General features: G+C 55.1%; 12 protein-coding genes and 1 other RNA gene. 5 read left to right on the forward strand and 8 right to left on the reverse strand.

Annotation, left to right across the window (positions count from 1 at the left end; genetic code table 11):
- Positions 1–29 precede the first annotated feature (29 nt).
- The 5 genes from A4E19_16700 to A4E19_16720 all read right to left on the reverse strand — a co-directional run bounded on the left by A4E19_16700 (position 30) and on the right by A4E19_16720 (position 4,504).
- Positions 30–1,154: a hypothetical protein gene (locus A4E19_16700; protein ID OQW35211.1), complete on the reverse strand. Its 1,125-nt coding sequence runs from the start codon at positions 1,152–1,154 to the stop codon at positions 30–32.
- A gap of 9 nt (positions 1,155–1,163) precedes the next feature.
- The gene (locus A4E19_16705; protein ID OQW35212.1) at positions 1,164–2,201 is read right to left on the reverse strand and encodes a radical SAM protein; all 1,038 of its coding nucleotides are present in this window, start codon (positions 2,199–2,201) and stop codon (positions 1,164–1,166) included.
- Entirely contained in the window at positions 2,202–3,389 is a 1,188-nt protein-coding gene (locus tag A4E19_16710) for a hypothetical protein (protein OQW35213.1), read from the reverse strand. It lies immediately after the preceding gene.
- Positions 3,390–3,725: 336 nt separating this feature from the next.
- Positions 3,726–3,911: a hypothetical protein gene (locus tag A4E19_16715; GenBank protein OQW35214.1), complete on the reverse strand. Its 186-nt coding sequence runs from the start codon at positions 3,909–3,911 to the stop codon at positions 3,726–3,728.
- Positions 3,912–4,138: 227 nt separating this feature from the next.
- Complete coding sequence (locus A4E19_16720) at positions 4,139–4,504, reverse strand: hypothetical protein (protein ID OQW35215.1); 366 nt, start codon at positions 4,502–4,504, stop codon at positions 4,139–4,141.
- A 375-nt stretch (positions 4,505–4,879) separates the two neighbouring features.
- On the opposite strand from A4E19_16720, the gene A4E19_16725 reads away from it, so the two are divergent.
- Positions 4,880–5,572 (forward strand): hypothetical protein, encoded by a 693-nt coding sequence (locus tag A4E19_16725; protein ID OQW35216.1) that lies wholly within the window; start codon positions 4,880–4,882, stop codon positions 5,570–5,572.
- Positions 5,573–5,991: 419 nt separating this feature from the next.
- Positions 5,992–6,387: a hypothetical protein gene (locus A4E19_16730; GenBank protein ID OQW35217.1), complete on the forward strand. Its 396-nt coding sequence runs from the start codon at positions 5,992–5,994 to the stop codon at positions 6,385–6,387.
- Between the two features lie 386 nt (positions 6,388–6,773).
- Here A4E19_16730 and A4E19_16735 read toward each other — a convergent pair whose 3' ends face one another.
- The 3 genes from A4E19_16735 to A4E19_16745 form a co-directional block, all read right to left on the reverse strand.
- The gene (locus A4E19_16735; GenBank protein OQW35218.1) at positions 6,774–6,983 is read right to left on the reverse strand and encodes a hypothetical protein; all 210 of its coding nucleotides are present in this window, start codon (positions 6,981–6,983) and stop codon (positions 6,774–6,776) included.
- 382 nt (positions 6,984–7,365) lie between these two features.
- Positions 7,366–9,402 (reverse strand): hypothetical protein, encoded by a 2,037-nt coding sequence (locus A4E19_16740; protein OQW35219.1) that lies wholly within the window; start codon positions 9,400–9,402, stop codon positions 7,366–7,368.
- A 763-nt stretch (positions 9,403–10,165) separates the two neighbouring features.
- Complete coding sequence (locus A4E19_16745; protein OQW35220.1) at positions 10,166–10,387, reverse strand: hypothetical protein; 222 nt, start codon at positions 10,385–10,387, stop codon at positions 10,166–10,168.
- Positions 10,388–10,894: 507 nt separating this feature from the next.
- On the opposite strand from A4E19_16745, the gene A4E19_16750 reads away from it, so the two are divergent.
- The 3 genes from A4E19_16750 (at position 10,895) to ssrA (ending at position 14,252) form a co-directional block, all read left to right on the forward strand.
- A complete protein-coding gene (locus tag A4E19_16750; protein OQW35221.1) occupies positions 10,895–12,406 on the forward strand; it encodes a hypothetical protein in 1,512 nt (503 codons plus the stop codon).
- Positions 12,407–12,527: 121 nt separating this feature from the next.
- On the forward strand, positions 12,528–13,766 hold the full coding sequence (locus A4E19_16755) for a hypothetical protein (protein OQW35222.1): 1,239 nt from the start codon (positions 12,528–12,530) through the stop codon (positions 13,764–13,766).
- 137 nt (positions 13,767–13,903) lie between these two features.
- Positions 13,904–14,252: a transfer-messenger RNA gene (gene ssrA / locus A4E19_16760) on the forward strand.
- The last annotated feature ends 1 nt before the right edge of the window (position 14,253 follow it).

A 14,253-nucleotide genomic window follows, 5' to 3' on the forward strand; every position in this document is an offset into this window, starting at 1 on the left:
GTTGACGTAGGAACAAGATCTATCAGGCTCTAGGTGAAAGCCAGGAATGCCAGGAATGCGAATATGGCGGCCATAGGAATCGTGACCACCCAGGCGAAGATCATATCCCGCACGGTACCCCATCGTACGGCGGCGGTCCCTTTCAACAGACCGATGCCAATGATCGCTGAGCCGCTGACGTGTGTGGTGGAGACGGGTAAGCCGAGCGATCCAGAAAGCAATACCAGCGATGACGTCGTCAGGTTGGCGGATAATCCTTCCACATGATTCATCTTGATGACCCGTTCGGCAAGCACTTCGGTGACGCGGTGTCCACCCCAGTAGCTGCCGGCCCCCATGGCGATCGCCACACCGGCAAATGCGAGTATCCGCAGGGCTGGACTAGGCCACGCAGCCAAAGTGCTTCCGAGCAGAAGCATCGCGGCAATCTTCGGTGCATCGTTGGTGCCGCGAGCCAGAGATGTGAGTCCGCTCGACAGCCAGTGGATGGAATCCAGACCGAGTCTTGGGCCGGACAAGCCTGCGCGGTCACATTGCGATGGCACCGACGCCACGGGCACGCCGATACCTCCGGCTTGAAACAACGTACGGGTGTAACCATTTCCGTCGATCGTGACGAGTGCCCGATGGCTCGGCATGACGCACACACAAAGGCCTTCCCATCGGTTCGCGATCCTTCGTAGAAGCGGATGAACGGAGCACGACACAGCGAACGACAGGAAGGGGCTGAGTAACAGGGGAAGCGCGATCTTTTTCGAGACCGTGTCCCAGATCAAGCCCTCGGTTCCAAACGCCATCAATCCGGCTCCCATGAGCGAGCCAGTCAACGCATGGGTGGTGGAGACCGGAAGACCGGTTCTCGACGCGAAAAGCACCCACAGGACGGTGCCGCTCAGGATGGAAGGGGCCAGGGCGGATGGGATGGCCAGGCCTGGCTCGATAAAGCCGCTGCTGAAGGTCTTGACCATCGCGCTAGCCACGAACGCGGCGGCGGCCGCTCCGACCATGGTCCAAAAGGTTCCCCACGCGATAGCCGCTCGATAGCTGGTTACCCCGCTGCCGACCAGTGTGGCGATCGCTTTCGACACGTCGTTCGTTCCGTTGGCAAAGGCCAGGACGAGGACCAGCGACAACGTGAGAAGGGGGATTTCCATGGCGAGAGGTTAAGTGACCACTCCGCTGCACGAGGAACCCGAGCCTGCCGTACAACCGAAGCAATGGTTGCGCGTGACGATCTGTCGATGATGAAGCTGTACCGGATCGAAATCCCGGATGTGGGACGGAGCTCCATGGTCCACCGGGAGTTCCAACATTTGATTGAAGTCGCAATCGTAGAGCCGCCCATCCCATCCGACCGAAAGTGTGTGACGGCACATCACGCCGGCGACAGCGGCAGGGTTGAACGCATTGGAGAGTCGCGTCATGTACTGGTCGTAGTTCCCGCTTTCAACGAGAAACTCAAGGAAGCGGCTGATCGGCATGTTGGTGATCGTGTAGAGCCGGTTGAACTCAATGCCGTACCTATTGCGTAGTTCCTTCTTGAATTGGGCTTCAATGGCTTCTTGCTTCGGAGGCAGGAACGCGCCGACGGGATTGTAAACCAAGTTCAGCGCGAGCCCGGTCTTCGAACGGCCATAACCGAATCGATTCAGCAGGCGGAGCGCCTCCAGGGATTTCTCAAAGACTCCCTCGCCCCGCTGCGCGTCGGTCTGGCTGGCACGATACGACGGGAGTGAAGCGATAATTTCAACTCGATGGTGGGCCAAAAATTCGACCAGATCGGCCTGCGACGGCAACAGCAGCACGGAGAGGTTACAGCGATCCATCACATGTCGGCCGAGTGTCCGGGACTGTTCGACCAGCCAGCGAAAATGTGGATTGAGTTCCGGTGCGCCGCCGGTGATATCGACGGTCGGAATGTCGGTCTTGGCGAGGGCATGTATACATTGTTCCGCCGTTTCGAACGACATCGTCTCGGAACGATCCGGACCGGCATCCACATGGCAGTGCCGGCAAGTCTGGTTGCAGAGTTTTCCCACATTGATCTGAAAGACGGTGATGCCCGTCGCGCGAAGAGGGAACGTACCGACTTGGTCAAGGCGACAGTCAAACGGTGGGAAACCGGCCGACTGCTTGAGGAGGCGACATTGTTCTGCCGCTGAGGCGAGGGAATTCTTCCGGCCTAGCAAGGTCAGGGTCATCTAACAGCAGCCTCCCTCGGGAACGCACGTCACGGCTTCGCCGCGTACACGTTCTCCCGCTCGGTTCAGAATGGCGAAGTGCGGCTGGTACCCATCGGCTTCAAGGACCGCTACGGTCTTTGAGCAAATCTCCAGCGGCTGGCCTCGGCGATAGACGTGGTGATCGTCATCGGCCGCCTCGATGAAGGGACCTGCTAATAATGCATAATGGCCCTGCCAGGTACAGGGAGCCTCTGCCGGAAACACGGCGCTCCATCGGGCGTCATTCTGGTCGAGCTGGATCGGGTCGGCAGTGAGGATAAAGTGATCGGCGAACGGTGGGTAGCTCAGCAACAGTTCATCCTCCGGCTTGATGGGTTGCGGGATGCCGCGCTGGTACGTCGTGCTTCGTTCATCGACAAGCCGACTGAAGGGACCGCGCAAGGTGGCGTATCGGATCGAGGAGACGGTCGGCGTCTGAGGCAGTTTGTACCCCGTCAACGTCACTGAAAAGAAATGGATGCCATCGATGACTCTCCAGGGTGAAAACTTGACGAGATGGATCCCGAGAAAACCGGCCGTCGTCAGGCCAGTCATATAGTCGGCGAGCGTCAAAGCTCCGGAAAGACAGTCTCCCCATTTTTGGGTGTCATGGATGAGATACTGCGGCACGACTTGATCCGACACGATATCGGAGATTGTGAACCGCCCGCCGGGCTTGGCGACTCGATACATTTCGCGAAACACCTTCCGTTTGTCCGGGGCCAGGTTGATCACACAATTCGAAATGATCAGATCGATTGTGCCATCCTCGACCGGCATCGCATCGGCCAAGCCTTTCCGGAATTCCACATTCGAGACGGGGTAGCCAAGGTTCGCTGCTACGACAGCCGCGTTCTTGCGCGCAATCTCCAACATCGTATCGGTCATGTCGATGCCGACCACATGGCCTGTCAGTCCCACTAACCGGGAGGCCTCAAAACAATCGATGCCGCCGCCTGACCCGATATCCAGCACTGTCTCGCCGACCTGCACGGTCTTGAGGCCGGCCGGCGTGCCGCAGCCATAGGAAATTCTCAAAACTTCTTCGGGAATGAAGGTTTTGAGGTGTCCCATGTCGTAACTGGTGGGGCAACACATCTCTTCGCCGGTACTGACGGCTTTCGCATAACGCTCGCTGACTTTTTTCGTGATTTCATCGATGGGCATGTTCGGCCTCGCAGAATGGTCAGGATAGCTGAAATATGTGTATCAACACTCCGCCTATCCAGTCAATTGGAACACCTAGAGTAGGCGAAAACAGGGAGGATGGAACATCCAATTCTTTCCAATTCAGAGTCCGTTGCCGGACGAAAATCTTACAGAGGTTTTGAAGTGTTCGGTTGTCTGGTAGGTACTTGGGTACGTAAGCCTATGACCAAGCGCAATCGGAGAAAGAGAAAAAGGCCAGTATATGAAGGGACGAGTCTTTCAGCGCGAGACCAGATGATGCGGCCAATCGGAGGGCGCTGCTGTGGTCTCGTGTTGCCAAGCGAGGGGTACCACTTAGGGGAGGCTGAGTTCAGAAAATTTTCGCAGAGCTTCCATCAGGGTGAGGTCGAAGTTCAGGCGGTATAGGTTGAGTTGCATGGCTTCAAACGTCTCTCCTTGTGCCCAATGCTCGGGAAAGTTAGGCAGATAACCCAGCCACTGCTTTTCTTCATCCAAGTAGTAGCATTTGATTTTCTGCATAAAGTACCTCGTTTGAAATCGGGATACGAACCACTAGAAGGCCGTTCGGGCTTCTTCTGGTGTATGAGATCATTCCAACATGTGATTCTTCATCGGTCAAGAATCTACAAAACCTAAGGCTGTGGCGTACCAAAAGGATAGTGTGACCGTCGCGATGAATGTCGGCGCTCTGTCATGACGTCGAGGCGGGTGGCAAGAAACAGCCAGGGGTGGAGTAGATGAGGCCCTCAACGATTACTGATCATCGCGAAGAGGAGTTCTTCCACACGGGCGCGTCGCTTCATCTGGGCACGGGACATGGGACGGGATCTCGTGGGTGTGTGACGGGAGAGCGTGGACGTAGAATTATGATACCGCTCGTGCTCTCCATTTCCGTATTGATCCTCTTGGCCCCCGTGGGACTGGTAGAGGTTCCTTTCTGCTTCTTGAGCAATGAGCTCTTGGTGCAGTTGCCACAGCTTGAACTGCAGTTCTTCGAAAGAGTCCCCATACGTCTCGTGTTCCGGGTAGCCCTCCAGATGGCCGCGCCAACCGTTTCCGTCTTGCACGATGATGTATTTGGTGGAATGCATCACGAAAGTATAGCTGGACATTTCAGATGCGCAAGTGAAGGGAGGAAATGAACGACACGAGATCGTGACCTGTGGAAAGTGTTAGAAAAGCCAATGAGTTATCTCGTGTTCTCCCTTAATCAATGCATCAAGGACTCCTCCTTCCTGCGGTTAACTACAATGCAAGGGAGCTTTCAGAAAAAACTTAAGCAGGACGATGGACAATTTTACATTGATTAGGACACCACGCAACCCACAATCGTAATCGTATTTTGACGGCTAGATCATTCTCGAAGCATCAAAACGTACAAGCGCGCTCGAGGGAATGAAGATAAGGCAGGTCAGGAGGTTATCAGTGATGCCATGCTTGGCGGTAAGACAAGCCGGCACTAGACTCCTCGATAAATGAAACGCTCGATGTGTACGGGTAACGGTCGGTCTCGATTGCACGCCGAGGTATGGTGGATGACACTGACGATTTATCGTGAAAAGATCGACAAGATCTCCGATCACGGCTACATTTCGATACAGAAGTTCTGGGATTCTCCAATTCGATACTTTGACCAAAGCGGGAGGCGCCACGACATGATACAAACCCAAGCATCGACGGATGAGCAATTGAAGGACCAAGCGATCCGGCAAGCGTTGGTCGGGGATTTGACTGGGGCGCGACAAACCGCAGGTGAGATCGTTGATAAACGGTACTCGCGAGAGGCCTGGCAGATGATGCTGTTCGTCGAATCGGAGCGGGGGAACGTACAGTCCGTGAAGGACACCATCGTCTCATGTCCCGATCCGTCGCTCTTGGCGAGTCATTTCTATTTGGAACTGCCTCAGCTCTTCGTCAAGGCCGGCGATCGGTCCGGCGCCATCGAGATTGCCAAGGCGATGGGCAATGCCGGAGTGTTACCTCTCATCGGCATCGCCGCGCATCTGGCGCAGGACGGAGATATCGAAGGAATGCGAGACGCGCTCGCCCATATCGATGATGCAGACTTGAGGGTCCTGATCCTGCGCAAGGTGACGGCGTATCAGCCCACGATGCCGGGGCTCGACGACCTTGATTCGATGCGAACTGAAACGGCCCAAACCGACTCACTGGCTGCCTGACCATTTTTTGCCGTAGCTCTCCGCCGATCTCTTTTGGACTCCTCTCTGATCCGCTTACGCTCGCCAAAAGTTCGATAGACAGAAAGAAAGCCGAGCGATAAATCGAAGGAAGCACTCTGGGAAGGGCGATCTTACCCGAGGACGGTCTTGCCGATTGGCGACTGAATCAGAAGCGATTCAATTCGAATCCATTCGACTCAACGCCTTGTCTAGTCCGGACGATTGAGCCAAAGCGGCGGTTCCTCGCAAGTAATTATCTTTCCTCACAATTTACCGTTCATATGTACTTGGTATTAGATAGCGTAATGCGCGCACACCCCTTGCAAAAACAACCGGTCAGAAGTGAATGAGCCATCGATTTTCCAAGAGCCAACGGTCGATGGTGTGGCAGGAGGCTCCGTGTGCATGGGAGGTGCTTTATGAAACGCTCACATATGGCGATGGTCGTCGCCGGATTCTTGATCTATGCAACTGGGTGCGTGGAGATGCAGCGAACCTGCACCAGTCAAGAGATGATCGCCATGAAGGAGAAGGGGTTCAGCGTCGATGACATCGACAATATGTGCACCTCCTATAAGGTCAAGGAGGAGTCTTTCCAAGCTGTGGCTGATGTCATGAAGGCCATGGCGGCCAACCCTAAAGACCAATCCAATCCAGCCGGTTCGGGTCCTGCCAACGCCGCCGCCTTTTCCAATGCGGGCGCGGCGTACTGCACGACTCAATACGGGAGCTGTCCACTTGGAACAAGGGCTGCCGCCGGACTGATGTGTCAGTGCCAGACTGTCTATGGACCCATTCCCGGTGTGACCCAATAGGGCTACCTAGACCGGAGTGAACGCGTCGGGTCCTCGTCTCCATTTCTTCCGGCTGACGAAGGTTCTGATTGGGTTTGAGGCGGTGCGGCAGCGAGTGTGAACGAAGTCGAGTATCGCTTCTCTGGTATCAATGTTCCCCTGGGCGAGATTGTTCGGATGAATCGGTGTTTGAGTCGCTTTCTAGGTACATCTTGCGCGAGGGCCATTATCTGACTTCCCGTCCTTGCTGCAGCTTCGCTATGTGACGGCCTGACTGTTCTTGTATTCCGGACGGTTTAGTGGATCACGATTGTGACGGCAATCGAGTTCTCCCCTACGGCGCGCCGGCGCCTTGCGAAACGTCTGCGGAGCGCAAAGCGCTTAAGTCGTACGGTAGGATTCAGGGGCTAAGCTGCTTCAACTGGTCGTCGAAGCGCAGGTTTCGTCAAACGTGACGCGAGTCGCTTGGCCCGGAGAGCACGCCGGGTCGTGCGGTGATAATGGATCAAGGGATCCACAATATCCCGCAGGTCGGACATCGCATGGCCTGCATTCACATCGGCAAGTAACTTTCCTGCATGTCCAGTAAATGGTCCACCACCATGAGCCCGTTGCATCTAGGACAGGTCATTGGAATTCCTCCTTGGTAATCGCTCGGCCATCACAACCTGTATAACTAACTCACTCCTTGGCATAGGCGCTTAGGCAACGATGGCGCCACGAGGGAGTCTGGTAATGACCTCCAAGAGCGATGGCGATGAGCGCGATGTCGAACGTACTTCGGTGGGTTTGGGAACCCATCCACGATGGATAAGGCTTGCGGAGGATCGTATCCCGAGCGATACGCTGACGGATAAAACGATACAGGGCGACGAATCGGTTGATGCGATGACTGTATGAAACGAAAAGGCCCGGCGCAGTGGTTGAGTGCCACCGCACCGGGCCTTAGCTGGTCGCTATGTTAGGTGCCGGAATGATTCCGGCGGCCTGAACAAACCACTATGGCGTGCAAGGGGTGATGACGGTTCCCGCGAATGGACTCCGTTGCGCGGCCGTCAATTGTCCACAGAAGCTATTGGCACCTTCACCTGACGGTAGCTTCTGCACCCACCCATTGTAGACATTGGGAACAGGGAGCAAGCCCTGTCCACCCATGCCCTTGTTTCCGCTGATCGGGTCATCCGTTGGTGCAGCGTCGTCGGCCAACACTACCCATCCGGCGATGACCGGTGCATCAGCTCCCGTTTGCGTCACAATGCCATCGTTGTCCGCATCGTAATCCAACACGATCAACCGGTTGGAGAACTTGCTGGTGACATAGGCATAGTACCCGCCACCCTTCTTGGCACCGAAGTTCACGCCGTGACAGCCTGGATCGCACACCACACTCGCAACAAGAGCACCTTTCCCGCCATCTGCGGCTGTGTCAATGATCGTGATCGTTCCAGTCAAGGTATTCCCCGTGATCACGAACTTGCCGTCAGGACTTACCGGAGTTTGAATCGGTAGACCGCCGATGGGTCCACCGGTAGGCCCAGTCAGTGGATTATAGTTTTGGAGCAAATTGATGTCGTTGATCTTATTCCCGGTTGCCATGTCGATGACGGAAATACTGTGGCCCAGGTAGTTGGACACGTAATACTTCGTCGAGTCCGGGTTGATTCCCGAGGCAATCGGCAGGGTGCCGGTGGCTGGTTTGGATTTAATCTTATCGGTGATGAAATCCCAGAATGTGGAGTCATTCGTGTTGGAGTTCGGGGTCACCATTGAATTACCGTCATGGCCCATCCAATGGGCGTGCGGTTGGGCTTGTTTGTCCCCTGGATTTTGCACCAGAATGTTGCGGTTGATGCTCAGGGTCCCATTGGCGGCTTTGTTCAATTCGACGACCGAATCTCCACCGTTCAGTCCCACGTGTACCTGCTCGTTATTGACTCTGGTCATGACGTGAGCGGGATCGTTGCCGAGCTCGATTTCCTGCAAGAGTGTCCCATCCGCTTGGTTATGGACGTACAGGCTCTTGCCGTGCCACTCGGTGTTGTAGATCTGCTTCTGATCATGGCTGGCCCACAGGTTATGGGCGTTGTTCATCTTCTGAGCCGGCAGCGCGATCTTGCGCTTTACCTTCCATTTGTCCGTTCCTTCCACATCGACCACGGTCGTGGTGCTGGGATAGGCGGCCCCTTTCGTCTGGCTCACCTCATACTGTGTGTCCACCCACACTTCGCCGATCCCGTCGATAGCGGGTGTTTTCAGGGCTGGGATGGTATCGTTGATGTCAAATGCCCCTTGGAGTGCCGTTTTGAGGTTCGCGACAGCACCTCCCGTAACACGGACATTGACGTCTGGATAATCCGGTTTATAGGGGGTGCCAATCGGTTGGCTGTAGTCCTTCCAGTTGGTGGGGCTGGTAACAACAAAGAACGCACGCAACAGTCTGAGTCCAAGGTCTGAGAGGCTGGGGAAGGCCTTGGTTGCGTCTGCCGCTTGCCTCACGTCAGCCGTATGGGTGACCCCAAAGAGATGGAGTTTCTCACCGATGTCAAGGGCTGCTCCCCCTGGTGGGGTTGAGTTCGGGTTTGTCGTGGCCGGATCGTCCACGATCACGCCGGCCAACATGTAGGGATGCAGCTTGCACACGAACACATAGAGACCCGGGGTATTCAAGGTCACTTCATGGTCGTCTTTGTTCGCTTTATCCTGATCGATACGCTCGGCGGGGGTCGCATCAACCGGCCAAATCAGGCTCGTGACGGTGTGGAAACTCTCGACACGAGACGGACCATTTGCGCCATTCGGGCCATGCGTTGACTTGGTTTGAAGAAATGCCACTTTGTCGCCTGGCTTGACGATGGCGAGGGAACGGGTCCCTGCAACTTGAGCGCCGGTATCGAACCAGTGACCCGCTTCGTCCGTCACATCGAACGTGGCGGCTGCAGGGGTTACAGCAGCAGGCGGCGCGGGATCGTCGCCTGTACAACCGGCTACTCCCGCCGCCAGGCAAAGAGCAGCCCCGAAGTGAACATACCTCTTCATTGAAGCCTCCTTTGAGTGATGAAATGGTGTAACGTAACGTTGACTGCTTTCAACTGAGCTGAACGCGCGGGGAGAGAAGCGTATCCCTAGAGCGCCCAATCGTCATGAAACGGGTTGTTTATAATGACCATAATTCTAATTAGTCAATACCAAATAATTAGGTACTGTAACTTAATGCAAACCGTTTCATGCCGATGTATCTATGTTGTCCAGTCATCGAACTTGTTCGGAGATAGAGCAAACTACGTGCCTCAGAAAAATTCCCTGTCCCCGACGGGTGCGAGCTGGAACGACAATGATTTATGCATACGTTGCTTGGTCCTATTCAATTGAGGACAAGAATCGAATTGGATACAAATTGTGTATCGAATTGGATTCAGAAATGGTTATTCTTGTCATGGTATCGCTCGCTGCTCCCGCACCGATGGAGGCAACGTTTCATCGGTGTCTCATAATAAAATAAGAATTACGATTACCGATATGACATAAGAATGACTCCCGAGGTAGTAGAACCTTCGGGCATCCATTCATGGTGAGGTATATTACCTCGTCTCTTGTCGTTGAAGTTGGGGGACTCGTCCAGGTAAGTTCGCGAAAACGTCGCTCATCATACTCGATACTCGGAGAGGCGCTTCTCCTGCCAACTCACGGGAATGCCTTGGGGGGAACTCCCATACATTGGCCGATGAGGGCGTGTCTTTGCTAGGCGCCACCGTCCACACCGCAGAGCCGCGGCGCTCAGGCTGCGGAACACACCATAGAGCTAGGCCGCTTGAACAGGGCGCATGACTGGGTTTGTCAACCGTGACGCCAACTGCTTGGTTCTGCGAGCACGCTGAGCCGTACGGTGAAAATGGATCAATGGGTCCACGATATTGCCGCAGGTCACGCAACGCAACCCCTGCATCCACATCGGGACGTAACTTTCCTGCATGTCCAGTAAATGAGTCACCACCATGAGTCCGCAGCATCTCGTGCACTTCATGAGAAATCCTCCTTGATGATGGTCGAGCACGGAAATCGTGCTCGTAATGACCGATTCTTATAGGCAATGATGATGCCATGATGAAAACCAGGCGGGGATTAGATGATTGGGGCCTGCTCCAAACAGTTGGATTGTGAATCGTATCTCAGATGATACGCCGTAAAAGACAAAACGATGCAGGGCCGTGTACGTAGAAAGCGGCGATGGGTCGTGGTCGCAATTCTTAATTCACGGATCCGAGGCATTCTTCTCCTACACTTCGCGCTTATGAAAATTTCCAATCACGCCTGTATCTGACGAGATACGAAAGGATCTAATTAGATCCACCAATCCCTCTCCTCACTAAGTAACGCGAATCGCATCGCACACTGACAATACAATTCAGCGGTTTCGAGATTCTTATTGCGGCAATCCTGGTCACCGACGATGGAGCATACAGGCGTGGCATGGTCAGTGCTTAGTCGTCAGAGAAGCCATTTCACATCCACCAGCGAGAGGAGTGTCTACATGGATCTCATAGATCCCATACTGTTCTGGAACGCAGTCGCGTTGGAAGCGAATCGATTGGACCACACTGTCGCGAAGATCAAGCCTAGTGATGGTTGTTGCATTACAAACCCGGCAGATTGTGATTGTATGCAAGCCGAACATCAGCGTGGGCCGACACTCAGCTCTCGTGCCCTTGCGATCGTGCATCTGGCCATGCATGATGCCTTCTTCAGCGTCAATGGGGTCAGCTCGATTCCAGGGCCGGGGCCTACACCAAAGAAACTCTATCTCATCAGTCCGCCATCGCCGCCCCCTGGTCCTAACTCGGCCGTCAAGCGGAGTGCCGCTGTCTCGGGAGCTGCTGTCACTGCGCTATGCACGCTCTACTCACGGATGCGCACCACATTCGAAGCAAAACTTGCGGAAATAAGCGGGAAGAATGGCACGGATGACGCGGCCTTCAGTTTCGGTCGACGTATTGCACTGGCAGTATTCGATACCCGCAGGAACGATGGTGGGGTGATGCCAAAGGATGAGGACTATGCATCGTCCCCTGGTCGTCTCCGTCACCGCCCAGATCCATGTAATCCGACTCAAGGTTATCTTGGAGTAGCCTACGGTAAAACTCCAACCTTTGCCGTGACTACCTGGCAGGCGCTCGACCCACCGCCTGCGGAGACCAGCACGCGATATAGTGACGATTACAAGGAGGTATACGAGAAGGGTGGTGCACAGGAACTTAACACGACGATACGTAATTCAGAAGAAACTGCCATCGGTTTGTATTGGGCCTATGATGGCGCGAGCCAGATCGGCACACCTCCGCGACTCTATAATCAGGTCGTCCGAGAAGTGGCCAAAGTAAAAGGCAATACCACAGAACAAAATGCACGACTCTTTGCCCTGATCAATTGCGCGATGGGCGACTCGGGAATTCATGCATGGTATTGGAAGTATTGTTACGATTTATGGCGCCCCGTGGTCGGCATCCGAGAAGATGACAAGTCGACCGGTCCTGCCGCAATGCCGAACAAAACCATTACACCCCCGTGTGACCCCTTCTGGAAGCCGCTGGGCGCACCGCGTTCCAATGAATTGAAACCGGCCTTTACACCGCCATTTCCGGCCTACCCGAGCGGGCACGCGACGTTTGGAGCAGCAACATTTGAGATGGTGCGGTTGTTCTACGGGCACACGAATATGAAGACGGAAGACTCGATTGGGTTTACCTTTGTCTCAGACGAGCTTAACGGTAGCACCACGGACAACGATGGTTCGGTTCGGACAAATCTCCACCGCAAGTACGATAGCATGGCGGAAGCGATGTACGACAATTCGGTGAGCCGCATCTTTCTGGGGGTGCACTGGCGTTTTGATGGGACGAGTGGAGAGAACGTAAGCAAAATGCTCAAAGCTACCGATAGGATCGGAGGGGTGCCACTCGGTCGAGAGATTGCTAAAAATATTCTCATCAGCGGCATGAGGCAACAAGCTGCGCCTCCGACGCCACCATCTGGGTCTTGCATCTAGTCATTCTGAAACCACCCGGCACGAGATGCGTGCCGGGTGGTTATCAGCCTGTACCGACCAGATCCCTAGAACATCCCCACATTTGACAAGTCTTCAATTCACCGTCAACAATCGCCCAAGCATGTCAGCCAAGCTTCCCATGGCCCGTCAGCCGATTGCCGCACAGATCGAGGACGACGAACCTACCTTCCCTCGCTACACCGGCCCGGCGTTCTTATCCTATGGGTTCAGGCCGTTTTTTCTGGGTGCCGCGCTGTTCGCCGGCCTGACCATTCTTTTATGGATTGCTTTGTACGCGGGGCGGGCGCAAGCGAACTTTCTCTATTCCCCTCGTGACTGGCACGTCCATGAGATGCTGTTCGGATATCTTCCCGCGTTGATCGCTGGATTTCTGCTGACTGCCATGCCCAATTGGACGGACCGCATGCCGCTCAGAGGGACGCCGTTACTGGCGTTCTTTCTGCTATGGGTGACGGGTCGGCTGTTTATGACAGTTCCCTTATTGGGAGTCTCCGCCGCCGTGGTTGTCGACGCAGCTTTTCTGGCCTTGCTGGCCGCGTACGTTTGGCGGGAGATTGTCGCCTCCCGGACGTGGGACAGGGCTCCGATCGGCATATTGGTGAGCCTCTATGCCGTGACAAACCTTCTGTTTCATCTCTCGGCACTCCGCGATGGACCGACGGATTTTTCGGAGCGAATGGCCTTGTCCGTGATGACCATGATGTTGACCGTCATCGGCGGGCGCCTCACGCCCACCTTCACCCGCGAGTTCTTGGCCGAAAGGAATGTGCCTCGGTTACCAGAAATGTTTTCTTTCATGGATGGTATCGCCATTGGTCTTGTCCTTGTGGGAGTCATCGCCTGGACTCTTTGGCCGAAGAGTCACTGGGCGGGAGTCATGTTGGTCGCGGCTGGCATGGCAAGCGTGATTCGTTTGCTGCGCTGGGGAGGGTGGCGGACGTGGAGCGAACCGTTGGTGTTCATCCTGCACGTGGGCTATGGATGGGTCGGCCTCTTTTTGGTGGCCTTGGGAGCCTCGATTCTAGGGATGGGCTTTTCTCCCGAAAACGCCGTGCATCTCCTCACCACTGGAGCGATGGGAGCGATGACACTGGCGGTGATGACCCGAGCAAGTCTCGGGCACACAGGACGACCACGGCATGCCGATCGGCCTACCGTAGCCATCTATCTGCTGGTCAATATGGGAGCTCTCTTGCGAATCTTTGCTCCGAGCCCGGATATCCCTACGGGGCTGACTTATGCGATGCTTGGTCTATCGGCCGTGGGATGGAGCAGCGCCTATTTCCTCTTCGCACTCGTCTACGGGCGTTATCTCCTCAGTCCCAGCCTTGATGAGTAATGGGCCAGGGGGGATAAGAATTTGGTGATCCTCAATAAGTGGCATCCCATTGACCTGTGGGGTATCATGAGTATCTCAAAGGGAGCCGGAGCAGCGTGAGAACGCAGCCGGCTTTCATTATCAACAATCTGAACAAAGGGGGCGACCGGTTTCGACGGGGATACTGAGGTCACTGTCGCATGTCGAGCTCTCGGGAACTCGTAAAAGTCCGAGAAAATGCAACTGCCAATCAAGAACTGGCACTCGCAGCTTAATTAAGCTGTGACGTCGTTCCATCTGAGGCCCGCGGGGGTGGAATGGCGCGATGCAGCGGGCTGGTCCCAGGCCGGTGCTCAGCGGCTGAGGACGAGATCTTTCTGGGCTAGCGGCTGTTCTAAGCCTGCCGACGGGCGTGGATGGCTGCGAACCTTAAATTGTCGGCTACACATGTAGACACAGTGCACTGACGATCTTCGGACAGGGGTTCAACTCCCCTCGCCTCCACCAG

It is taken from the genome of Nitrospira sp. SG-bin1, from assembly GCA_002083365.1.
In the GTDB taxonomy this organism is placed as follows: Bacteria; Nitrospirota; Nitrospiria; order Nitrospirales; family Nitrospiraceae; genus Nitrospira_D.

Excerpts from the sequence above, each read along its gene's own strand:
- A4E19_16700 (OQW35211.1), bottom strand. The coding sequence starts at position 1,154 with ATGGAAATCCCCCTTCTCACGTTGTCGCTGGTCCTCGTCCTGGCCTTT.
- A4E19_16705 (OQW35212.1), bottom strand. The coding sequence starts at position 2,201 with ATGACCCTGACCTTGCTAGGCCGGAAGAATTCCCTCGCCTCAGCGGCA.
- A4E19_16710 (OQW35213.1), bottom strand. The coding sequence starts at position 3,389 with ATGCCCATCGATGAAATCACGAAAAAAGTCAGCGAGCGTTATGCGAAA.
- A4E19_16715 (OQW35214.1), bottom strand. The coding sequence starts at position 3,911 with ATGCAGAAAATCAAATGCTACTACTTGGATGAAGAAAAGCAGTGGCTG.
- A4E19_16720 (OQW35215.1), bottom strand. The coding sequence starts at position 4,504 with ATGTCCAGCTATACTTTCGTGATGCATTCCACCAAATACATCATCGTG.
- A4E19_16725 (OQW35216.1), top strand. The coding sequence starts at position 4,880 with ATGTGTACGGGTAACGGTCGGTCTCGATTGCACGCCGAGGTATGGTGG.
- A4E19_16730 (OQW35217.1), top strand. The coding sequence starts at position 5,992 with ATGAAACGCTCACATATGGCGATGGTCGTCGCCGGATTCTTGATCTAT.
- A4E19_16735 (OQW35218.1), bottom strand. The coding sequence starts at position 6,983 with ATGCAACGGGCTCATGGTGGTGGACCATTTACTGGACATGCAGGAAAG.
- A4E19_16740 (OQW35219.1), bottom strand. The coding sequence starts at position 9,402 with ATGAAGAGGTATGTTCACTTCGGGGCTGCTCTTTGCCTGGCGGCGGGA.
- A4E19_16745 (OQW35220.1), bottom strand. The coding sequence starts at position 10,387 with ATGAAGTGCACGAGATGCTGCGGACTCATGGTGGTGACTCATTTACTG.
- A4E19_16750 (OQW35221.1), top strand. The coding sequence starts at position 10,895 with ATGGATCTCATAGATCCCATACTGTTCTGGAACGCAGTCGCGTTGGAA.
- A4E19_16755 (OQW35222.1), top strand. The coding sequence starts at position 12,528 with ATGTCAGCCAAGCTTCCCATGGCCCGTCAGCCGATTGCCGCACAGATC.